We start from the raw sequence: 23401 nt of genomic DNA, 5'->3' as shown, positions 1-23401 counted from the left end.
CCCTTGCTTCGTTTTGCGTTGCGAAAACGTCCGCACTTAGGCGGCGGAATCCGTCTGCTTGACCGTGCACATCAAGTCAGCTTCGACCGCCAGCGACCCTTCGACCTCCGCGCGCCCCTTAAATTTCCAGATGCCACGCATGTAGCGCTCGAACGAAATATTCAGAATCAGCTGATCGCCTGGTTCAACGACACGCTTGAAACGCGCGTTATCGATGCCGACAAAGTAATACAGCGTCGTGTCCGGATCGTGTGGCTCCTCGGAAAACGTGAGCAACCCAGCGGTCTGCGCAAGCGCCTCCAGGATCAGCACGCCTGGCATCACCGGCCGCGTCGGGAAATGGCCGATGAAATACGGTTCGTTGATCGTCACGTTCTTCAGTGCCTTGATGCGCTTATGCGGTTCAAGCTCCAGCACGCGGTCAACGAGCAGAATCGGATAGCGATGCGGCAACAGCGTGAAAATCTTGTGGATGTCCAGGTTTATTGTTTCAGTGCTCATGGTGTTTCGGCGCGACTGGGTCGCGCATTGCGTGCAGTGTGTTACGGCCGCTCGCCGGCATCGCCGCGCGGCGTATGCCCCGCGTCAAGCGCGGCTTCGAGCGTCTTAATGCGCTCGCGCAGCTTATCAATGTTGCGCAGCAGCGCTGCGCTCCTGTTCCAGTCACCGTGGGGCACGGCGGGAAACGCGCTCGTATAGATGCCCGGCTTGAGTAGCGATTTGGAGACCCCGGACTTCGCGGTCACGATCACACGATCGGCGAGCGTAACGTGGCCGGCAACGCCGACTGCGCCACCGATCATGCAGTGCCGACCGATCGTCGTGCTGCCAGCGATACCCGCGCAACCGGCGATCACCGTGTAGGCGCCGATCCGGCAGTTGTGCCCGATCTGCACTAGGTTGTCGATTTTCACGCCCTGTTCGATGACCGTGTCAGCCATCGCGCCGCGATCAATTGTCGTGTTCGCACCGATCTCGACGTCCGAGCCAACCGTCACCGCGCCGACCTGCGGTATCTTCACCCATTCGCCGGTCTGCTCGTCCTCTTCGCCGACGAAGTCCGGCGCAAAGCCGAAGCCATCCGCGCCGATCACCGCACCTGAATGCACGACCACACGCTCGCCAAGCTGACAGCCATGGTACACGGTCACGTTCGGGTACAAGCGCGAATCGTCACCGATCACCGCGCCATGGCCGACGAAAGCATGCGCGTCGATGCGCACGCGCTCGCCGATTACCGCGCCCGCCTCGATCGTCACGTGGGGGCCGATCGTCGCGCTGGCCGCCACCTTCGCGGCGGGGTCCACCACCGCACCCGGATGAATGCCGGCCAGCGCAGTCGGCAGCGCCTGCGCTGCGAACTGTTGTGCAACGCGCGCAAAATACGCGTACGGGTTCGGCGTCACGACGAAGGCCGGCCCAGGCGCGGCGCCGGTCCCCTCGTGCTCGGCTTGCAGCTTGGTCAGATCCGGCTGGCTGATCAATACCGCCGCCGCACGCGTCGAGCTGGCCTGCGATAAATACTTCGGATTGGCGACAAAGGCAAGCTGGCCGGGGCCCGCGCTGTCCAGCGGCGCGAGACCCGCGATCGTGCAGCCCGCGTCACCCACGACTGTGCCGCCGTAGCGTTGCGTCAACTGGGCTAGCGTCATCAACATGCGCGGCGATACCCTGGTCAATTCGACGTGCCGTTGGCGAGCGCCTTCAGCACCTGATCTGTGATGTTGATGCGCGGGCTCACGTAGACCGCCTCCTGCACCACCAGATCATAGTGCTGCTGCTCGGCGATCTGCCGGATCACCTTGTTGGCCCGATCCAGCACGCCAGCCAGTTCCTCGTTGCGACGCTGGTTCAGGTCCTCGCGAAACTCGCGCTGCTTGCGTTGGAAGTCCGTATCGAGCTGCGCGAGGTCGCGCTGCCGCTGCTGCCGCTCGGACGTGGACATCGACGCACCATTCTTATCTAGGTTGTCGGACATCGCCTTGAGCTTTTGGGCCATCCCCTGCAGGTCGCGGTCGCGCTTGGAGAACTCCTGCTCGAGCTTGGACTGCGCGGACTTGGCCGGCGCCGACTCGCGCAGGATGCGGTCTGAGTCGACTGCCGCGATGCGTGCCTCTTGCGCATAGGCGGTCACTGCGGCGGCGCCCGCGGACATTGCGAGCACGCCCATTGCGATATAGCGGGAAAATTTTCTAGTCAGCAAAGTCACCTCTTAAGCCGATGAATGTTCGTCAGAATGCCGTACCGATCTGGAACTGGAATTTCTGGTATTGATCGCCGTTATGCTTGACCAGCGGGAAGCCCAGGCTCAGCTTCAACGGTCCAATCGGCGAGATCCACGCCAAGCCCAAGCCGTAGCCGTAGCGCAAGCCGTTCGCGCCGATACTGTTGCCTTCGGTCCCCCATACGTTACCGCCGTCGAGAAACGTGAACACGCGCAAAGTTCGATCGTAGCCCGTCCCGGGCAGTGGGAACGTCAACTCGATGTTGCCCACGATCATCTTCGAGCCCCCGATCGGATCGGTTGTCGCCTTGTCGCGCGGACCCAGCGAACTCGGCTCGTAGCCACGCACCGACCCGATACCGCCGGCAAAGTAGTTCTTGAAAATCGGATACGGCTTGCCGCCGAGCCCATTGCCATAGCCGCCTTGCAGGTTCAAGCCCAGCACGAAGCCGCGGGCGAACGAGTAATAGTATTGCGCCTGCAAATCGGCCTTGTAGTATTGCGCCTTGCCGATCGGCGTACCGTATTCAGCGTTCGCCTGCGTGTAGTAGCCGCGGCTGGGCACCAGCGCGCTGTCGCGCGCGTCGCGCGACCAACCGACGGTGACCGGCACGTTGTTCGACACGCGGCCGAACTGGTTCACGTAATCGATGTAGCTCTGCGGCGTTGCCGAGTCGATGTCCAGACGATTCTGCTCGACGCCGGCACCGAAATACACGGTGTCAGCTTCCGAGAATGGAATACCGAATTTTAGATCGCCGCCCGCGGTGATGATCCGGAAGCTCGAATTGGTCGAGTAATACAGCGGCTGGTACGTGCGATAGTAGACGTCGGTGATCCGCTTGATGCCGTCGATCGTGAAGTACGGATCAACCTGCGTGACGGCCAGCGTGCGGTACGTACGAGCGGTGTTCACGTTCACCGACAGGCTCGTGCCGGAGCCGAACACGTTGTCCTGCGACACGCCGGCCGACAGCACGACCTTGTCGGTCGACGAGAAGCCTGCGCCAAGTGTAATCGCGCCGGTTGGCTTTTCGGTCACCTTCACGTCGACATCAACCTGGTCGTTCGTGCCCTCCACCGGTGTTGTCGTCACGTCCACGTCAGTGAAGTAGCCTAGCCGGTTAACCCGATCCTTCGACAACGTGAGCCGGCGGCTGTCGAACCACGAACTCTCGAATTGCCGCATCTCGCGGCGGATCACCTCGTCGCGCGTCTTGTTGTTGCCCGTGATGTTCACTCGGCGCACGTAGACGCGCTGGCTCGGATCAACCTGCAGAATCAGGTTGACCGTATGGTGCGCCTGATCGATGTCCGGCTGCGCGTTCACACTGGCGAACGCGTAGCCATACTCACCCAGCTTATCGACGATCGCCTTGGTCGACGCCTGCAACTTCTCTGCGGAAAACCGGTCGCCCGGCTTCAACTGCACGAGCTTCGCGAGTTCGGCCTCCTTGTCGAGCACGTTGCCGGCGAGCTTGATGCTCGATATCTTGTACGGCTCGCCCTCATGCAGCGTGACCGTCAGGTACATATCTTTTTTGTCCGGCGAGATCGACACCTGCGTCGAGTCGATATTGAACTCGAGATAGCCGCGGTTCAAGTAGTACGAGCGGATATTCTCCAGGTCGCCTGTCAGCTTTTCCTTTGAATACAGGTCGGCCTTTGTGTACCACGAGAACCAGTTCGGCGTGGACAACTGCATCTCGTCGCGCAATGTGCTGGTCGAGAACGTCTTGTTGCCAATGAAATTGATCTGGCGAATTTTCGCACTTGGCCCCTCGACGACCGAGAACAGGATCGACACGCGATTGCGGTCGATCGGCGTGACCGTCGTCTTTACCTGCGCTGCGTAGTAGCCGCGCGTCAGGTATTGCCGCTTCAGTTCCTGCTCAGCCTTGTCGACCAGCGCCTTGTCGTAATAGCGCCCATTGGACAGGCCGACCGCGCGCAGCGCCTTGGTCAGATTGTCCTTGTCGAACTCGTGGATGCCGGCGAAGTCGATCGAGCCAATGGCCGGACGCTCCTGCACGTTAACGACTACGACGTCGTTTTGCGCCAGGATCTTGACGTCACTAAAGAAGCCGGTCGCATACAATGCACGGATGGCTTCCGATCCCTTGTCGTCGATAAACGTATCGCCTTGCTTGATCGGCAAGTAGGCAAACACGGTGCCCGGCTCCACCCGCTGCAGTCCTTCGAGGCGGATGTCCTTGACGACAAACGGCACCGTAGCATGCGCAACTATCCCGTGTGCCGCGAGCATCGCAGCCGCAACCGTCTTAGGAACAAAGCGGTGATGTTTGAACAACTTGCTTCCCCAATGTTTTTGCTGTTGCGATGCATGCCGCGCCACCCGCGCGCACATGGCATCGACTTAGAAATGAATCAGACGTGACAAGTCGTTGAACAGCGCGATCGCGGACAATGCAACGATGCACACGAGACCTGCCCTTTGTAAAATCAGTTGCCAGCGTTCCGAAACAGCCTTGCCCGTCGCGGCTTCAACCAGATAATATAACAGATGCCCCCCGTCCAATACCGGAATCGGCAACAGATTCAGCACGCCGAGACTGATACTCACCAGCGCCAGAAACGACGCAAACGACGCAACGCCCAGTTGCGCGCTCTTGCCCGCGTAGTCGGCGATCGTGACCGGCCCGGACAGGTTCTTCAGCGAAGCCTGGCCGCTGAGCATCCGCCAGAACATGCGTACTGAATAGGTCGAAATATCCCACGTGCGCCGCGCCCCTAGCTGCAGGCTTTCCGTTAAACCGTATTTCACGTCCACAGTCTGCACCTGCGTGGCCATCGCCGCACCGATGCGGCCGACCGCCTGGCCGCCGGCCACATCAAGCCGTTCGTCGGGCACTACCTCGATGTTGCGACGCGCGCCGTCGCGCTCGACCGTGATCGTTAAATGCTTGAGCGCATGCGCCTGGATCGTCGCAATGAACGCCTGTGCGCCCTGCACTGCCTTGCCGTCGAGCGCGACGACCACATCGCCCGCAGCCAGCCCCGCGCGCTGCGCCGCGCTGTCCGGCTCCACACTGGCCACCCGCAACTTGCCGCCCGGCTCGAAACCCAGGCGCTCGATGACATCCTCGTCCTGTTCCGCGCGCGTTGCCCGCGACAAATCGACTGGGTAATCGAGCGTATCGTTACCCATCTTGGCCAGCAGCACGATGTTGCGCTGGTCGAACTGCGCATCGAGCAGCTTCCAGCGCAAATCGCTCCAGGAGCGCACCGACTCGGTGGTCCCATCCGGCGCCCGCACTGCCACCACGGTCTCGCCGCCGACGAAGCCGGCGCGCTGCGCGACCGAATCGACGGCAGGTACCGCCAGCGTGGCCACCGGCTCCTCGACACCGCCCGCGTAGACGCCCGCCAGCAGCATGATCGCCAGCAGGAAATTGGCGAGCGGTCCGCCGGCGACGATGGCAAAGCGCCAGCCGACGGGCTTGCGGTTGAATGCGTGCGGTAGATCCTGCGCAGCGATGCGCGTATCGGTATCGCGCTCGTCGAGCATCTTCACGTAGCCGCCCAGTGGCAGCGCGCAGAGTGTCCACTCGGTGCCGGTGATCGGGCTGGTCCGGCGCAGCAGCGGCCGGCCAAAGCCGACGGAAAAGCGCAACACCTTGACGCCAGCGGCGCGTGCGATCAGATAATGGCCGAATTCATGCACGACGACCAGGATGCCGATCGCGACAATGAACGAAACCAGTTGAATCAACAAACTCATGCGACCCTCGCTGCAATATGCCGCACGTGACGGCCCGCCGAATGAACGCGCGTCTCAGCCAAGCTGGCTAGCCGCCGCACCGCCACGCACGCTAGACCGGTCACGCGTACGGTGACGGGTCAGCGCCTCTTGTGCCGCACGGCGCGCCTGCGTATCGACGTCGAGCACCGCATCCAGCGTCGTGGCAACATCAGCCTGGACTTGCTCGAGCACGTCACTGACGACTGCCGCGATCGCGGTAAATCCGATGTGTCGCGCAAGAAACGCTTCGACCGCGACTTCGTTCGCTGCGTTCAATACCGTGCTCGCCGAGCCGCCGTCGCGCAATGCCTGCAGCGCGAGCGCCAGACACGGAAAGCGCTCGTAGTCGGGCGGCTCGAAGGTCAACGTCGCCACCTGCGCCAGATCCAGCGGCTCGACGCCCGACACGATCCGCGTCGGAAACGCCAGTGCATGAGCGATCGGCGTGCGCATATCGGGATGGCCCAGTTGCGCGAGTGTCGAGCCATCCGCATACGACACCAGCGAATGGATCACACTTTGCGGATGGATCAACACATCGATCTGCTCGGGCCGCAGATCGAACAGCCAGCGCGCCTCGATCACCTCAAGGCCCTTGTTCATCATCGTGGCCGAATCGACCGAGATCTTGCGCCCCATGACCCAGTTCGGATGCTTGCACGCCTGCTCCGGCGTCACGTGAACCAGCGTAGCCGGTTCACGCAGCCGGAATGGACCGCCGGACGCGGTCAGCTGGATCCGGGTCACGGCGCCGCGCAAACCAGGCTCGCGCGGAAAGCACTGGAAAATGGCGTTGTGCTCACTGTCAACGGGCAGCAGCGCGGCGCCACTGGCATAGACCGCGTCCATGAACAATGCGCCGGACATCACCAGCGCCTCCTTGTTCGCGAGCAAGATCCGCTTGCCGGCACGCGCCGCTGCCAGCGTCGGCTCCAGCCCGGCCGCACCCACAATAGCGGCGACCACCGTATTGCAAGCGACGTCCGACGCGGCGGCGGCCAGTGCGTCGCGGCCGTAGTCAACGCGCGTCGCACAGCCCGCCTCGCGCAGCCGCGCCTGCAACTGCATGGCCGTTCGCGCATCGCCGACCACCGCGACGTGTGGCGCGAAGCGCACGCATTGCTCAGCGAGTTTTTCCCAGTTGCGGTGTGCGGTCAACGCGTGGATCGAGAATCGATCCGGATGCCGGGCGATCACGTCCAGCGTGCTATCGCCGATCGAGCCCGTCGAGCCCAGCAGGGTCACACAATGTTGCGTCATCAATGATTTCAGCTCAAAAGCAGCATTGCCAGCGGCAGCACGGGCAGCAGCGCGTCGATCCGGTCCAGCACGCCGCCATGGCCGGGCAGCAACTGGCTCGAATCCTTCACGCCGGCCTGGCGCTTCAACAGCGACTCGAACAGGTCGCCGACAACGCTGCAGGCGACCAGCATGCTCAGCGCGAGCGCCGCACCCACCATGCCGAGGCGCCCAACCAGCACGCCAGCCACGGTTGGCTCGCCTAGATGCGCGGCAAGCGCAAGCGCCGCGACCACGATGACCGATAGCCATCCGCCGATCGCTCCTTCCCATGTCTTACCCGGACTGATCGCCGGCGCCAGCTTGTGCCGGCCAAAGCGCCTGCCCACGAAATATGCGCCGATATCGGCAAGCCAGACGATCAGCAGCAGCGACAGTACGAATACGACGCCGGTCGAGCGCGCGACTACCAACGCATGCCAGCACGCGACGAACAGCACTAGGCCGGCCGCCAGCAGGAAACCGCGCCACGCGCCACTGGCCAGCGCTGGTTTGCGCAGCAGCGCGAACGGCGCAGCGGCAACCCAGAACACCGCGGCCGCCCGCGATACCGCGTCACCGCGCGGCGCACCCGCGAACACATAGGCGAGCAGCACCACGCCGGCCAGCGCCGCATAGGCGAACGGCCAGACGCCCGGCAGCTTCAATAGCCTGGCCCATTCCCATGCGGCAAACACCAGCACAAAGCCGATCAGTGCGCCGAAAACGCCCAACGGCGCAAACAGCGTAATGGGCAGTAAAACGGCCAGCAGGACGATCGCCGTAACGACACGGGTTCTTAGCATGAAAGCGAATCGACGTTTTGCGACTGCCGGCTGAGTTGCGCGCTGGTGCGCCCGAAGCGCCGTTCGCGCTCGCGGTACGAAGCGATCGCCTTACTCAATTCCGCGTCATTAAAGTCCGGCCAGAACACGTCAGTGAAATATAATTCGGTATAAGCTAGTTGCCACAGTAGAAAATTGCTGACGCGCTGCTCCCCGCCGGTGCGAATGAACAAGTCCGGCTCCGGCGCATACGCCATCGCCAAATGTTGCGCGAAGCTCGCCTCGTCCACATTCTGCATCGCACCCGCATCCACGCATTGCTGCGCAATCTTGCGCGTGGCCTGTAAGATGTCCCACCGGCCGCCATAATTGGCGGCGATGGTCAGCGTCAAACCGGTATTGGCTGCCGTCTTGGCTTGCGCGCGACGCACGAGTTCCTGAATCCGGGGCTCGAACATCGACAAGTCACCAACCACATGCAGCCGGATGCCATTCGTATGCAAGCGTGCGATTTCACGCTCGAGCGCGCTGATGAACAGGCGCATCAGAAACGATACCTCGTCGACCGGCCGCCGCCAGTTCTCGGAACTGAACGCAAACAGCGTCAGGAACTTGACGCCACGCGCCGCGCACGCCTCGACGATCGTGCGCACCGCATCGAGCCCCTTCGTATGACCCGCAACGCGCGGCAGCCGCCTGCGCTGCGCCCAGCGGCCATTGCCATCCATGATGATCGCGATGTGCCGCGGCACGTCCGTGACGCTCGGGGTGCACACAGTGGAACTGGTATAGGTCATTGTCTCGTCGTTGCGCCTTGGCCAGCGACGATGCAAAGCAAGCGGCGGCGCCCAAGGCACCGCCGTCGCGTCACACCGTCATGATTTCCGTTTCTTTGGTCTGAACCAACTTCTCGATCTCAGCGACGAACTTGTCGGTCAGCTTCTGAACTTCGTCTTGCGCCCGACGTTCATCATCCTCGGAGATGTCCTTGTCCTTCAGCAGCTTTTTCAACTGATCGTTCGCGTCGCGGCGCAGGTTACGCACTGCCACCTTCGCGCTTTCGCCTTCCGACTTCACGACCTTGGTCAGCTCGCGGCGACGCTCTTCGGTCAGCGCCGGCATCGGCACACGGATCAAGTCGCCTTGCGTCGCCGGGTTCAGACCAAGATCCGACTCGCGAATCGCCTTCTCGACGACCGCGACCATCTTCTTCTCCCACGGCTGCACGCCAATCGTACGGGCATCGACCAGTGTCAGGTTTGCGACCTGCGAGATCGGTACATTCGAGCCGTAGTAGTCGACCTGGATATGGTCAAGCAAGCCGGTATGGGCGCGCCCCGTGCGGATCTTCGCCAGATCGCTCTTAAACGCCTCTAACGAGCGCTGCATCTTCTGCTCCGCGCCCTTCTTGATGTCTGCGACAGTCATTCAAACCTCCGAAACGATGTGGTCGGATGCCGGCCGTGTGCGAATTGGCCACGCCGGGCATTCGCCCACCCTGCAAGTTTACACGTGCACCAGCGTGCCCTCGTCATCGCCTTGCACGATGCGCTTCAGGGCGCCGGGCTTATTGATCGAGAACACCCGGATCGGCAACTTCTGGTCGCGGCACAGCGCGAACGCCGTCGCATCCATCACCTGCAGATTGCGGCTGATCGCCTCATCGAAGCTGATCATCGCATAACGCGTGGCCGTCGGGTCCTTCTTCGGGTCGGCGGAGTAGACGCCATCAACCTTGGTGGCCTTGAGCACGACTTCCGCGCCGATCTCCGCGCCGCGCAGCGCGGCGGCGGTGTCCGTGGTGAAAAATGGATTGCCAGTGCCAGCCGCAAAAATGACGACGCGTCCTTCCTCCAGCTGCCGAATCGCACGCGGCCGAATATAGGGCTCGACCACTTGATCCATCCGCAACGCGGACTGCACGCGCGCCTCGATGCCTGCATGGCGCATCGCATCCTGCAACGCTAATGCATTCATCATCGTCGCGAGCATCCCCATGTAGTCCGCCGTCGCGCGGTCCATGCCTGCCGCGCCACCCGCTACGCCCCGAAAGATATTGCCGCCGCCGATCACGACGGCGAGCTGGGCACCCAGATTCACCACGTCGACGATATCCGCGACGATTCGCTCGATCGTCATGCGATTGATGCCAAACGCATCATCGCCCATCAGGGCTTCGCCGGAGAGTTTGAGCAGCAGGCGTTTGTAGACAGTTGACATGAAAGGTATCCGTTCGCGCCGAAAAGGACTTCAGAACTGTATGAGGGAAATGCGTTGCGGATCAAGCACTGCAAAAACGCATCGCGCCGTCCGACGCTCACCCGGACGCATGCGATGCGCCGGCACGGCAGCGGATCGTCTCGCCGGCCGAAGGACACCCGCGTGGGCGGGGCCTCGGCAACACGGCCTCGCTGCGAGCACGGCGCCACGCCTGGATGGGCGCGCTACCGTTGCCGCAACGGCTTACTGCTTCTGCGCGGCGGCGACCTGCGCGGCCACTTCGGCCGCGAAGTCATCCTGGCGCTTTTCGATGCCTTCGCCGACGACGAACAGCGCGAAGCGCTGCACCGTCGTATTCGCGGCCTTGAGCATCTGCTCGACGGTCTGCTTATCGTTCTTCACGAACGGCTGGTTCAACAGCGACACCTCCTTCAGGTACTTTTGCACGCTGCCTTCGACCATCTTCGCGACGATCTCGGCCGGCTTGCCCGACTCGGCCGCCTTCTGTTCAGCGATGCTGCGCTCTTTCGCGATCAGCTCGGCTGGCACGTCGGCCGACGACAGCGACACCGGCTTCATCGCGGCGATGTGCATCGCAACGTCCTTGCCGACCTGCTCATCGGCGCCGTCGTATTCGACCAGCACACCGATGCGCGTGCCGTGTAGGTACGACGCCAGTTTACGCGCGGTCTCAAAGCGCGAAAAGCGGCGGATCGTCATGTTTTCGCCGATTTTGCCGACCAGTGCAGTCCGCACCGCATCCACCGTCGAGCCGTCCAGCGACAGCGCGGACAGCGCAGCGACGTCGGCCGGATTCTGCGTGGCGACTAGTTCCGCGACCTTTCTTGAGAAAGCGATAAAATCTTCGTTCTTTGCGACGAAGTCCGTTTCGCAGTTCAACTCGACCAACGCGCCGGCGCCATTGCCAATGAACGACACGATCACGCCTTCCGCGGTCACGCGCGCCGCAGCCTTGCTCGCCTTATTGCCGAGCTTTACACGCAGCAACTCCTCGGCGCGGGCCATGTCGCCGTCGGCCTCGGTCAACGCCTTCTTGCATTCCATCATCGGCGCATCGGTCTTCGCGCGCAGTTCTGCAACCATACTTGCGGTAATTGCCGCCATTGTTCGCTCCTGTCAATCTGTCGGACTATTCCGGTTGTCTACACGCCGCGCGGACACCGCGCGCGGCCACGATCCGTTGTCCCACTACGCCGCTCGCGCAAGCCGCGCGCCGCGGCGGCACCTGGGCCGGGAACCGCGCCAGCTAAAAAAAAGGGGCTCAGTGAAGCCCCTTGTCTGGCTGGTCGCTGATGCAGGGTTAGGCCTGCTCGTTGACCTCGACGAACTCGTCGTCGCCACGGGTCGACTGCACAACATCGTTCAACGCATTCGCGCGACCTTCGAGAATCGCATCGGCGACCCCCTGCGCGTACAACACGACCGCCTTGCTCGCGTCGTCGTTACCCGGAATCACATAGTCAACGCCATCTGGCGAGTGGTTTGTGTCGACGACCGCAATAACCGGCACGCCGAGCTTTTTCGCCTCAGTAACGGCGATCTTGTGGTAGCCGACGTCGATCACGAAGATCGCGTCCGGAATGCCGCCCATGTCCTTCACGCCACCAATCGACTTTTGCAGCTTTGCCATTTCGCGCTCGAACATCAGCGCTTCCTTCTTGCTCATCTTCTCGACTTCGCCGGATTCGATCGCCGCTTCCATGTCCTTGAGCTTCTTGATCGACGTCTTCAGCGTCTTGAAGTTCGTCAACATCCCGCCGAGCCAGCGGTTGTTCACGTACGGCATGCCAGCGCGTGCCGCTTCCTCTGCGATCGTGTCACGCGACTGACGCTTCGTGCCAACGAACAGGATCGTGCCCCGATTCGCCGCCAACTGACGCACGTACTTCAGCGCGTCGTTGTACATCGGCAACGTCTTTTCGAGGTTGATGATGTGGATCTTGTTGCGGTGACCGAAGATGAACGGTGCCATCTTCGGGTTCCAGAAGCGGGTCTGGTGACCGAAGTGCACACCCGCTTCCAACATCTGACGCATCGTAACTGCCATGAAATTCTCCACGAAGGGTTGAGTCTGAAACTGGTTGCCGCATCCGCGCCTATATCGCGCGAACACCCTTGGACGCACCGGTTTGTGATTTAGCCGATTACAAGCCGACTAGCCCGATATTGTAGCACGCGTACATGGCGCCCCTCAAGCACACTGGTTGCACGAGCACGGTAATCAGCGCATTCGGATCATGTGCGCGCTTTGCCGTAGCCCGCTACGCATGCCGATGTTATTCCTCCAGGTATTCCAGCAATTCGGCGCGAGCGTCCTCGCTGAGCGGATTGCGTTCAACGAATGCCAGGATCTCGTTTTTTGCGTTTTCCCATTGCTGCGCGGGCAAGAACGGGATAAACCGATCGTCCATTTCCTCGAGTACAAGCAGCACATCCGTTTCATCACCGCCGTCAAGCAGACGCAGTCCCCGCTGCCATAACTGGCTTGACAGCGCTTCATTCAACTTCGTCGTGCTCTCGAGCAGCCCGAGTGCCACCCATATGCGATGCTCGGGTAACGCGCGTTGAATGGCCGGCTCGAGTAGCGATAACTCATGCGCTTGTTGTTCTGTCGGCAATACCGCGAGCGCGGACGGCAGGTAGTGTAGTGCCTCGCCCAATTGGTGATCGGGCAGCGATAGCGTCAAGTGCCGCAGATCGGCATAGTGCACGGCTCTGTGCTCGGCGGGCAACGCCCATATCATGTTAGCTAGCATGCCGATCACTGCACCTCGGTGTGACGCGGGTAGGCGTTGCACCCATTGCTGCAATATTCGGTAATACTCGATGGTTTTCGTCTGCGCATGCGCATCGCGGCGGAGGCCAGGCAGTAGTTTCGTCAATTCCACGAGCAGCTCGGCCTGGCCAGCTGCGTCCAACGCGGGAAGCCGGCCCAGAAAAGCTTGATATTCGTTTTCGTACCGCGCCCCACCAATTGACCCGCATCTAAGCAACGATGCCACAGCGGCCCAAGTGCTTCCTTGTTCACGGCTGCGTCGTTCGGCGTCTGCATACGCAAATTCATATAAAGGACGCTGCAGCCGGTCGGAAAAATTGAGTATGGACCGGATCATGTCTTTTTGTATTGGTAAGCCTTGCCGCGGCACACGGCCTGCGGCCTCGAAAAATCGTTGAAACGCACCTAGCTGCTGCTCTTCCGGCAGATCCGATAACCGCGGCCACAATGCGTCAAGCGGCTCGGCGCGCAACATCGGCTCGGCGTGAATACGCTCGATTTCAGCGAGCAGTTGTTGCATCGACGCCAGATCCATTTCACGGGCATAGTGTGCCCGCCGACAGCAAAGCCAACTCAGCCGCCTTTCTTGCAATCCGCGGTATGTCCGCCTGTCCACCGTCGCCAAGTTGCCAATATCGTTGAAAGGCAGGTGGGCGGCCAACTGCTGAATGATCTCGGGCGGCAGGTCGTGGTACGTCGTCGGACGGCTTGTCCGGTTCGTCGCCCAATGCATCGTCGGACGGCTTGCCGAGCCAGCCGCCGCACCGGTCGTCGAGCTTGGCTGCCCACCTGCGCTCGCAGGTACCGTCAGGCCAGGCGGATGAGGCGGTGCGGCTGTGGTAGGACGACCGGCTTGCCGACTTTCCGTGGCATATAAAGCGGTTTGAACGCTGTTAATCGTGGAGTTCGAATCGTAATCCATTGGCAAGCTCACTCGGTTATGCATTGAGGACGGGCATGGAAAGGACTACCCAGGCGCTTCAGACCCACGTCATAGCCATCGCCCAAACATCACGCATACGCTAGCACATCCCTTGGCCGATCTTAGCGCTGCAGCATTTCTCGACATCCTGCCCCACTTTGCCGATGACGACGCTGCGCCGTGCGTGCGAGCCCCTGTGGGCGCGCAGCGAAAATGCGATAATGTGGCGCAACTTCATGCCATTTACCCAGCGTGGTCCCCTATGACCGTCACGATTAAAACCGAACACGACATCGCAAAGATGCGCGTCGCCTGCCGCCTTGCGAGTGAGGTACTTGATTACATCACGCCTTTCATCCAGCCCGGCATCACCACCGGCGAGCTCGACCGGCTCTGCCACGAGTACATGCTCAATGAGCAGCACACCGTGCCCGCGCCGCTGAACTACCAGCCGCCCGGCTATCCGCCGTATCCGAAAGCAACCTGCATCTCCGTGAACGATGTGATTTGCCACGGTATCCCCGGCGACAAGTCATTAAAGAGCGGCGACACGTTGAACATCGACATCACGGTGATCAAGGACGGTTACTTTGGTGACACGAGCCGTATGTTCATCGTCGGCGAAGGATCGATCTTGGCCAAGCGGCTTGTGCAGGTCACGTATGAATGCATGTGGCTCGGCATTGAACAGGTGCAGCCCGGCGTGCATCTGGGCGACATCGGGCACGCAATTCAGCGTCACGCCGAAGCGCATGGCTACAGCGTCGTGCGCGAATATTGCGGCCATGGCATCGGCACTGCGTTCCACGAGGATCCGCAGATCCTGCACTACGGTCGCCCCGGCACAGGCGTGCAAATCCAGCCGGGCATGATCTTTACGGTCGAGCCGATGATTAATGCGGGGCGCCGCGACGTCCGCACGATGCCGGACAAGTGGACCGTCAAGACGCGCGATCGCAGTTTGTCCGCTCAATGGGAGCACACGGTGCTGGTTACGCAAACCGGCTACGAAGTGCTAACCGTATCGGCCGGCACGCCAGCCAAGCCGACGATTGCCGTCACCGCGTGAGTTTAGCGTACCGACCCACACCGGCTGCCACACCGATGTGCCGTCACACGCTGCCTGCCTCGCGTCATCATACGGCGTCGGCATGCCGGCCACGCGCAGCGTCACCCGCCGCGCCCGATTTGATGAAACAGGCCTGCCCATGAGTGCCTACGCTATGGTCACCGAGCCCCCCTCGTCGCTGAAAAACGAATTTAAGGCAGCCAAGGCCCAATTGCTTAAACGGTTTGCGCATGCCGGCAACGTCGACACGCTGATGCGCTCGCTCGCGCGGCGGGTCGACGGCGTGCTCGTCGAGGCGTGGCAGGCGTGTGCGATGCCGCCAGCATTGACGCTGCTTGCTGTGGGCGGCTACGGGCGCGACGAGCTTGCGCCGCATTCCGACATCGACATCCTGGTACTGCTCAACGACGAGCCCGACGCAAACCTGCGGGCCAGTATTGAGCGCTTTATTCGGCTGGCGTGGGACCTGGGGCTTGAACTAGGCAGTAGCGTGCGCACCGTCGAGCAGTGCATCGACGAGGCGCGTCAGGACGTCACCGTGCAAACGTCGCTGCTCGAAGCTCGCTGGATCGTTGGCAACATCACGCTGCAGCAGGCGTTCCTCGCACGCTTTTACGAAACGCTCGATCCGCGCGCATTCTTTACTGCAAAAATGCTCGAGATGCGCCAGCGGCACGCGAAATTCCAAGATTCGCCATACAGTCTCGAGCCGAACTGCAAGGAAAGTCCCGGGGGGCTGCGTGACTTGCAGTTGATCCTATGGATCACGCGCGCCGCCGGCTTCGGTCACAGCTGGCAGGCGCTCGAGGCGCGCGGGCTGATCACCGTGCGCGAAAGCCGCGAGCTGCGGCGCAACGAACAATTTCTGAAAACGTTGCGCGCCCGGCTACACGTGCTCGCCGGACGACGCCAGGACGTTCTCGCGTTTGACCTGCAGACCGCGCTGGCCGAGGCATTCGGCTACCGGTGCACGCGCGAGAAGCGCGCCAGCGAGCAATTGATGCGGCGCTACTACTGGGCCGCCAAGGCAGTCACGCAACTGGCCACGATCCTGATTCAGAACATCGAGGCACAACTGTTCCCGCGGACCAGCGGTGTCACACGCCAATTGTCCGAGCACTTCGTCGAGAAACAGGGCATGCTGGAAATCGTCGATGACGACGTGTTCCAGCGCGCACCCAACGCGATCCTAGAGGCATTCCTACTGTACGAGCAGGTGCGAGGGGTCAAAGGTCTGTCCGCCCGGACACTGCGCGCGCTGTACCACGCGCGGGAGGTCATGGACCGGAACTGGCGCCGCGACCCGCAAAACCGCCGCTTGTTCATGGAGATTCTGAAACAGCCGGAAGGTATCACGCACGCACTACGGCTGATGAACCAGACGAGCGTGCTCGGGCGCTACCTGCTCAATTTCCGCCGCATCGTCGGCCAAATGCAGCATGATCTGTATCACGTGTACACGGTCGACCAGCACATCCTGATGGTGCTGCGCAATATCCGGCGCTTCTCAATTGCAGAGCATGCGCACGAGTACCCGTTCTGTAGCCAGCTGTTCGCCAACTTCGAGCGACCGTGGGTGCTGTATATCGCCGCGCTATTTCACGACATCGCGAAAGGCCGCGGCGGCGATCATTCGAAGCTGGGCATGGCCGACGCCCAACGCTTTTGCCGCGAGCACAGCGTTGACCCGCAAGATACCGCGCTGGTCGTATGGCTCGTCGAACATCATCTGACGATGAGCCAGGTTGCCCAGAAGCAAGACACGTCCGACCCGGCCGTAATCGGCCGTTTCGCCGCCCTCGTGCGTAACGAGCGCCGGCTCACCGCACTGTACCTGCTGACCGTGGCGGACATCCGCGGCACCAGCCCAAAGGTCTGGAACGCGTGGAAAGGCAAACTGCTCGAAGACCTGTACCGGGTCACGCTAAACGTGCTAGGGGGCGCCCGGCCGGACCAGCACGCCGAGCTGCGCACGCGCAAAGACGAAGCGCTCGCGCTGCTGAGGCTGCAAACGGTGCCGGACGGCGTGCATCAAGCGCTGTGGGACCAACTCGACGTCGGCTACTTTCTGCGTCATGATGCGGCCGACATCGCATGGCAGACCCGCGTGCTTTACCGGCACGTCCACTGCGCTACCCCGATTGTGCGGGCGCGCCCATCGCCGATCGGCGACGGATTACAGGTGCTCGTCTACTTGCAGGACCGGCCCGACCTGTTCGCCGGCATTTGCGCGTATTTCGAACGCAGCGGCCTGTCCGTGCTCGATGCGCGGGTGAACACCACGCGGCATGGCTACGCGCTAGACAACTTCCTGGTGGTCAGCACTAACGAAGGCGTGCACTACCGCGACATCGTCAACCTCGTCGAGCAACAACTCGCCGCATGGCTCACCTCGCCCGACTTGTTGCCGAAGCCCGCCAAGGGCCGCCTGTCACGCCTGTCGCGTACCTTCCCGATCACGCCGCGCGTCGATCTTCGCGCCGACGAACGGGGGCAGTACTATTTGTTATCGATCTCCGCCAACGACCGGCTTGGGCTGCTGTATGGGATCGCGCGCGTGCTAGCCGACCATCGCGTCGGTGTGCGGGCCGCCCGGATCAACACGCTCGGCGAGCGAGTCGAGGACGTTTTCCTGCTTGATGGCAATGGCTTGGCTGACAGCCGCAAGCAGATCCAACTTGAAACCGAACTACTGCGCGCGATCGCAGTTTAAATCTTATGCGCGTAAAGCTTACCGCGAAACATCCTCGACCAGACTCGCCGTCGCGACAGCCGGTGCGACCCGGCGCGAAGCGCGACGCAACCCGGCGCAGCGCCGCGCAGGCACCGCGGGAAGGCCGCGACGCCGACCAGCGTGCGCCGGCTGGACGTCGCCCCACCCCCCACCCGGCCACGCCCGCCGGCGGTAACACCACTACAGCCAGCAAGCGCCATGGGAGCGTGCGCGCCGACACGCCAGGCAACGCCGTCGTGCCGCGCCGAACGGCGGCCGGGGCGCCTGCCCGCGCGGACTCGGGCGACCGATCTGACGCGCGCGACGCAAGGCGCGCGCCTCGCCTGCCGGGCGCTGCGTCGATGCCCACGCCAACCTCCACGTCATCATCGACCTCGCCCTCACCGGATCGACGACGCACGTCAGCGCGCCGTCTCGCCACCGCACCGACGCAAGCGCGTCGCACCAAGCGGCAAGACGAGGTAGCCGCCGGTGAGCCGTTCCAAGGCACGGATCGCGGCGGTCGCGAGCGCGGCGCGAGTGCCGGCAAGCGTACGCAGGCACAAGCGCCGGCACGTCGCGACAAGCCCGACCATGCCGGTCGCAAGCCGCGCCAATCGCCGGCACAGGCCCTGGCCGAGCGCATCGGTGCGCGAAGCACTGCCGAGCGGAGTCCGGCACGCAGTCCCCGCGAGCGTGGCGGCGGCACACAACAGGTCAAGCGCGCGCCAATGGACTGGACGCGTGCGTCGCGTCCGCGCGCTGATGCGGGCCTGCCGCGCCACGACATCCACCGCGGGATCGAGGCCGATGTGCCCGGCCAGATGCGGTTGTCGAAGCGAATGTCCGAACTCGGCCTGTGCTCGCGCCGCGAAGCCGACGAATGGATTGAGAAGGGCTGGGTCCGCGTCGACGGGCAGATTGTCGACACGCTCGGCGCGAAGGTCACCGCCGCGCAGCACATCGACGTGCTACCCAACGCACGCGCAGCCCAAGCACGGCAAGTGACGATCGTGCTGAACAAGCCGGTCGGATACGTCTCCGGCCAGCCGGAAGGCGACTATCCTCCCGCCGTCGCGCTCATCACGCCGGCCAATCGCTGGAGCGACGATCCCGCGCCTACGCGCTTTTCCGCTACCCATCTGCGCTCACTAGCGCCTGCTGGCCGGCTCGACATCGATTCGACCGGCTTACTCGTGCTCACGCAGGACGGCCGTATCGCCAAGCAGTTGATTGGCGAACAGTCCGAGGTGGAAAAGGAATACTTGGTGCGCGTGCGCTACGGCACGCACACGCAGCAGGTGGAACGCTATTTCCCCATCGATAAGCTAGCGCAACTGCGCGAAGGATTGTCGCTGGACGGCGTGCGGCTCAAGCCGGCGCAGGTCGATTGGCAAAACGGCGAGCAGTTACGCTTTGTGCTGCGCGAGGGCCGCAAACGCCAGATCCGCCGCATGTGCGAATTAGTCGGCCTGGAGGTCGTCGGCCTGAAACGCGTCAGAATAGGCCAACTCGTGCTTGGCGCGCTGCCGTCCGGTAAATGGCGCTATTTGCGCGCGGACGAACACTTCTGAGGCAGCCGGTACCCGCCGGCGACGCGGGCCTGTGTCAATCGTCGGACAAAGGATCCAGGTCCGGGAACAGCACTTTGGTGAAACCGAAGTTCGAAAAATCGGTAATGCGCATCGGATACAGCCTGCCGATCAAATGATCGCACTCATGCTGCACTACCCGCGCATGAAACCCCTCGGCGATACGGTCGATCGGCTGGCCGTACTGGTCATGACCTTCATAGCGGATCATCGACAGGCGGCTGACAATGCCCCGCAGTCCCGGCACCGACAGGCAGCCCTCCCATCCTTCTTCCATGTCCAGCGAAACGGGGGTGATCATCGGGTTGATCAGCACGGTCTCCGGTACGGCCGGCGCATCCGGATAGCGCGCGTTCTGCCCGAAGCCAAAGATCACGACTTGCAGATCCACGCCGATCTGCGGCGCGGCCAATCCCGCGCCGTTGGCTGCGCGCATCGTCTCGAACATATCTTGGATCAGTTGATGCAATTCCGGCGTATTGAACCTGTCCACCGGTTTCGCCATGCGCAACAGACGCGGGTCGCCCATTTTGAGAATTTCGTGAATCATTGCTGTTCACCCTCTAAAAGCCTACGCATCCCTTCTTCGTCAACAATCGGAATGCCCAACTCCTCGGCCTTCGTCAGCTTGCTGCCCGCGTCGGCTCCGGCCACCACGTAATTCGTCTTCTTCGACACCGATCCCGCGACCTTCGCGCCAGCGGCCTCCAGCCTCTCCTTCGCTGCCTCGCGAGATAGGGTCGGCAACGTGCCGGTCAGCACCACCGTCATGCCGGCAAGCGGCCCGGCCGGTTTCCGGGGCGCCGGCGGCCCTTCGGGCCACTGCACGCCGGCTGCACGCAGTTGCTCGATCACCATCCGGTTATGCGGCTCCGAGAAGAAATGGCGGATCGCCTCCGCGACCACGGGGCCAACGTCGTTGACCTCGAGCAGCGCCTCCTCGCTGGCGTCCATCAACGCATTGAGCGAGCCGAAATGCCGGGCCAGGTCCCTTGCGGTCGCCTCGCCTACGTGTCGAATGCCCAGCGCATAGATGAACCGCGGCAACGTCGTATGGCGCGCGCGCTCCAACGAGTCGATCAGGTTCTGCGCAGACTTGTCCGCGAAACGGTCCAGTTGCGCCACCGTCGCAAAGCCGAGGCTGAACAGGTCGGCGGGCGTACGAATCAGGCTCTGCTCGACTAATTGATCGATGATCTTCTCGCCGAGCCCATCGATGTCGAGTGCGCGCCGCTGCGCGAAATGCCACAACGCCTGCTTGCGCTGCGCGGCGCAGACCAATCCGCCCGTGCATCGCGCGATCGCCTCGTCCGGCAGCCGTTCGATCGCGGAGCCACAGACCGGACAGTGGGTCGGCATCGTGAAAGGCCGCGCATCGACCGGCCGGCGCTCCTTGATAGCACCGACCACTTCCGGAATCACGTCGCCGGCGCGGCGCACGATAACGGTGTCCCCGATCAGGATATCTTTGCGACGTACCTCGTCCTCATTGTGCAGCGTTGCATTGGTCACCGTGGCGCCACCGACGAAGATCGGCTCGAGCCGCGCAACGGGCGTGATCGCGCCGGTACGGCCGACCTGCACCTCGATCGCCAGCAGCCGGGTCAGCGCTTCCTCGGCCGGAAACTTGTGCGCCAGCGCAAAGCGCGGCGCACGAGACACGAAACCGAGCCGGTCCTGCTCGTCACGCCGGTTGACTTTGTAGACGACGCCGTCGATGTCATATGGCAGCGACGCGCGGCGCGCGCCCACGCCGCGGAAGAACACGAGCAGGCCTGCTGCACCGCGGACCACCGCCCGTTCCTTGTTCACCGGCAAGCCCATGTTGACGTACCAGTCGAGCAGCGCCGAATGCGTGTCCGGCATCGGCACGCCGTCGAGTACGCCGATGCCGTACGCGAAAAACGACAATGGACGCTTCGCGGTGATTCTCGAATCAAGCTGCCGAAGACTGCCGGCTGCCGCGTTGCGTGGGTTCGCGAATTCACGCTGGCCCGCCTCGCGCTGCCGCGCGTTGAGTCGCTCAAAATCGCGCTTGAACATCAGCACTTCGCCGCGCACATCGATGACTTTCGGCACCGCGTTGCCGTTGAGTGTCAATGGCAGTGACCGAATGGTGCGCACGTTCGCGGTCACATCCTCGCCAGTCGTGCCGTCGCCACGCGTGGAAGCCTGCACGAAGCGGCCGTTCTCATACCGCAGCGAGATTGCCAGGCCATCGAACTTTAGCTCGCATGCGTATTCGACGTCACCGTGCTGCAGCACATCACTGACGCGCTTGTCGAACGCGTCGACGTCGCTGTCCTCGAACCCATTGTTCAGCGACAGCATCGGCACGTCGTGAACGATGGGCGCAAAGCCTTCGGCGACCGCACCACCGACACGTTGCGTGGGCGAGTCGGGCGTGATCAGATCTGGATGGTCCGCCTCGATCTGCTCGAGTTCCTTGAACAGCTTGTCATACTCGGCATCCGGGATCTCCGGTCGATCGAGCACGTAATACGCGTGATTGGCGCGATCAAGCTCCGTGCGCAGCCAGGCGGCACGCTCGGCCGGGCGGTCTGCGGATGGCGGAAACATCATGCGTGACATGCAAATCGGTTGTTCATGGTGAAATTATCGCAGGAAGCCGCATGCGGCGGCATCCGCCGGAAGCGCTATGACAGGACGGACAGCACAAAAAAACCCGGCGCCATGCACCGGGCTCGCGCAGGTGCCGCACCGAGCACCCCATCATCGACTGGCGGCCGCCAACGGCCAACGGCCGCCGGCGCGCCGGGTCGGTCAATTGCTAAACAGCCGTCGGGTCGCCGGCGAGCCGGCGGGAATACCCGCCTGCTCCAGCTTCGCGTACAGCGTCATCAGTTGCGTATCGATCGCCGCCAGTGCCGTCTCGGGCAGTGGCCGGCGCTGGTCGTCGACGACCCGAGCGCCGATGCGCTGCGCGAGCGATTTCGCGTAGTCGCACATCAGCCGGAACGGCAAGATGTCTTCGTCGGCCACCGGCACGTCTAACAGCAGCGTGATCATCGTGCCGCCCTTGTATGTCAGGTCGTCACGCAAGAAATTGGTGTCGCCGAACTGCAACATGAACACCGGATTTTGCTTGGCGTCGAGCTTGACGAACCGCGTGCCGTCGCGCGACAGCAACAATCCGTCCTGCGATGCGACGGCCTGCACATAATTGGCCGACCACGGCGCGCCGTCAGACAACACGTTGACCGACAATTGGGCATCGCATTGCGCGGCGAACCCGTCCAGTTCGCGCGCCATCGACACCGTTTCCATCATGTCCGGAAACTCGGGCGCGCCATCCAGCGCATCGGCGAAAGCCTGCACGCCGGACACGAACTCCGAAAATTCCAACTCGTTCAGCGGCCCATTGCGGTTGGCCAGTTGCACCGCTGCACGCAACTCGTGGTACCGCCCGCCCGCCTGCAGCCACTCCCAGTGCTCGCCGCCTTCGGCCTTGCCCTCGATGAACACCGGCTTGCCACCAGCACGCCGCAACCGTTGCGCGAGCGGCAGCACCTTCTCAGCGGCGACCGGCGCTGCGATGCGGATCGGCACGACGCAGTCGATACGCCGATCCACGAGCGCCGGTGGTGCGGCGTTGATCGTCGTCGCAGCCGGCATGATCGGCTCCTGCTGCCCATCATGCGCGGGGCACGGCTCGGCCTGCGCGACGCCGACCCCATCGCCGGCGCCTTCCGCCTGCAAATCGACCGGCGTATCGGGCGCCGCCGACGGTCCGAAACTCGGTTCGCGGCGTGCCCCGGCCTGGTTCGCGCCAAAACCGGACTCATGGCGTGAACCCGGGGCCACGGGCTCGATGAACGGCCGTTCCTCGTTCGCATCGGGTGCGCGCGCCAGCTCCGCCGCCGCATCGGCCGGCATCGGCCGGGGCATTCTGCGCCGTACCTTGGCTGCCTGCCACGCGTTGTACGCGACCACGCCGGTCACCACCACTGCGCCCGCACCTATCAATCCGAGCGTCAATTCATCCATGCAGACTCCATCAGCAATGCTTGTTCGTGT

At 62.8% G+C, this 23401-nt stretch carries 19 protein-coding genes; 3 read left to right on the top strand and 16 right to left on the bottom strand.

From position 1 onward, the window contains the following. Positions 1-36: 36 nt before the first annotated feature. The 13 genes from fabZ to KPG66_RS06660 form a co-directional block, all read right to left on the bottom strand. Positions 37-501, bottom strand: coding sequence for a 3-hydroxyacyl-ACP dehydratase FabZ (gene fabZ / locus KPG66_RS06720; protein ID WP_013435262.1), 465 nt, complete (start codon positions 499-501; stop codon positions 37-39). A 41-nt stretch (positions 502-542) separates the two neighbouring features. After that, positions 543-1658: a UDP-3-O-(3-hydroxymyristoyl)glucosamine N-acyltransferase gene (lpxD, locus tag KPG66_RS06715; protein ID WP_237070382.1), complete on the bottom strand. Its 1116-nt coding sequence runs from the start codon at positions 1656-1658 to the stop codon at positions 543-545. 17 nt (positions 1659-1675) lie between these two features. Further along, the gene (locus KPG66_RS06710) at positions 1676-2203 is read right to left on the bottom strand and encodes an OmpH family outer membrane protein (protein WP_237070345.1); all 528 of its coding nucleotides are present in this window, start codon (positions 2201-2203) and stop codon (positions 1676-1678) included. Positions 2204-2231: 28 nt separating this feature from the next. Beyond that, positions 2232-4535, bottom strand: coding sequence for an outer membrane protein assembly factor BamA (gene bamA / locus KPG66_RS06705; protein ID WP_041754255.1), 2304 nt, complete (start codon positions 4533-4535; stop codon positions 2232-2234). Positions 4536-4601: 66 nt separating this feature from the next. Beyond that, the gene (gene rseP / locus KPG66_RS06700; RefSeq protein ID WP_237070344.1) at positions 4602-5966 is read right to left on the bottom strand and encodes an RIP metalloprotease RseP; all 1365 of its coding nucleotides are present in this window, start codon (positions 5964-5966) and stop codon (positions 4602-4604) included. 54 nt (positions 5967-6020) lie between these two features. Beyond that, positions 6021-7247, bottom strand: coding sequence for a 1-deoxy-D-xylulose-5-phosphate reductoisomerase (locus KPG66_RS06695; RefSeq protein WP_237070343.1), 1227 nt, complete (start codon positions 7245-7247; stop codon positions 6021-6023). Positions 7248-7255: 8 nt separating this feature from the next. Then, entirely contained in the window at positions 7256-8071 is an 816-nt protein-coding gene (locus KPG66_RS06690) for a phosphatidate cytidylyltransferase (protein ID WP_237070342.1), read from the bottom strand. Next, positions 8065-8847: an isoprenyl transferase gene (locus KPG66_RS06685; protein ID WP_237070341.1), complete on the bottom strand. Its 783-nt coding sequence runs from the start codon at positions 8845-8847 to the stop codon at positions 8065-8067. Before KPG66_RS06685 ends, KPG66_RS06690 begins: the two co-directional genes overlap by 7 nt. Before the next feature lie 70 nt (positions 8848-8917). Then, on the bottom strand, positions 8918-9478 hold the full coding sequence (gene frr, locus KPG66_RS06680; RefSeq protein ID WP_013435254.1) for a ribosome recycling factor: 561 nt from the start codon (positions 9476-9478) through the stop codon (positions 8918-8920). 78 nt (positions 9479-9556) lie between these two features. After that, positions 9557-10270 carry a UMP kinase gene (gene pyrH, locus KPG66_RS06675; RefSeq protein WP_013435253.1) on the bottom strand — a complete coding sequence of 238 codons (714 nt, stop codon included), beginning with the start codon at positions 10268-10270 and terminating at the stop codon, positions 9557-9559. 243 nt (positions 10271-10513) lie between these two features. Further along, positions 10514-11395 carry a translation elongation factor Ts gene (gene tsf, locus KPG66_RS06670; RefSeq protein WP_237070340.1) on the bottom strand — a complete coding sequence of 294 codons (882 nt, stop codon included), beginning with the start codon at positions 11393-11395 and terminating at the stop codon, positions 10514-10516. 196 nt (positions 11396-11591) lie between these two features. Next, entirely contained in the window at positions 11592-12338 is a 747-nt protein-coding gene (rpsB, locus tag KPG66_RS06665; protein WP_041753484.1) for a 30S ribosomal protein S2, read from the bottom strand. A 229-nt stretch (positions 12339-12567) separates the two neighbouring features. After that, positions 12568-13800, bottom strand: a complete 1233-nt coding sequence (locus KPG66_RS06660; RefSeq protein ID WP_237070339.1) for an F-box domain-containing protein — start codon at positions 13798-13800, stop codon at positions 12568-12570. Between the two features lie 451 nt (positions 13801-14251). Between KPG66_RS06660 and map the strand changes: the two genes are divergently transcribed. The 3 genes from map (at position 14252) to KPG66_RS06645 (ending at position 19345) form a co-directional block, all read left to right on the top strand. Next, positions 14252-15058, top strand: a complete 807-nt coding sequence (gene map / locus KPG66_RS06655) for a type I methionyl aminopeptidase (protein ID WP_237070338.1) — start codon at positions 14252-14254, stop codon at positions 15056-15058. 139 nt (positions 15059-15197) lie between these two features. After that, positions 15198-17771 carry a [protein-PII] uridylyltransferase gene (locus KPG66_RS06650; RefSeq protein ID WP_237070337.1) on the top strand — a complete coding sequence of 858 codons (2574 nt, stop codon included), beginning with the start codon at positions 15198-15200 and terminating at the stop codon, positions 17769-17771. A gap of 62 nt (positions 17772-17833) precedes the next feature. Next, complete coding sequence (locus KPG66_RS06645) at positions 17834-19345, top strand: pseudouridine synthase (protein ID WP_332414908.1); 1512 nt, start codon at positions 17834-17836, stop codon at positions 19343-19345. A gap of 34 nt (positions 19346-19379) precedes the next feature. On the opposite strand, the gene def is transcribed toward KPG66_RS06645, so the two are convergent. From def to KPG66_RS06630, 3 genes are all read right to left on the bottom strand, one after another. Then, positions 19380-19913 (bottom strand): peptide deformylase, encoded by a 534-nt coding sequence (def, locus tag KPG66_RS06640; protein WP_013435246.1) that lies wholly within the window; start codon positions 19911-19913, stop codon positions 19380-19382. Beyond that, positions 19910-21955 (bottom strand): NAD-dependent DNA ligase LigA, encoded by a 2046-nt coding sequence (gene ligA / locus KPG66_RS06635; protein ID WP_237070336.1) that lies wholly within the window; start codon positions 21953-21955, stop codon positions 19910-19912. Before ligA ends, def begins: the two co-directional genes overlap by 4 nt. 192 nt (positions 21956-22147) lie before the next feature. After that, positions 22148-23371: a cell division protein ZipA C-terminal FtsZ-binding domain-containing protein gene (locus KPG66_RS06630; RefSeq protein WP_237070335.1), complete on the bottom strand. Its 1224-nt coding sequence runs from the start codon at positions 23369-23371 to the stop codon at positions 22148-22150. Positions 23372-23401 lie beyond the last annotated feature (30 nt).

The organism is Mycetohabitans sp. B2 (assembly GCF_021733735.1).
In the GTDB taxonomy this organism is placed as follows: domain Bacteria; phylum Pseudomonadota; class Gammaproteobacteria; order Burkholderiales; family Burkholderiaceae; genus Mycetohabitans; species Mycetohabitans rhizoxinica.
The sequence above is the reverse complement of the archived record's forward strand: the minus strand, read 5'-3'. Positions and strand labels throughout refer to the sequence as shown.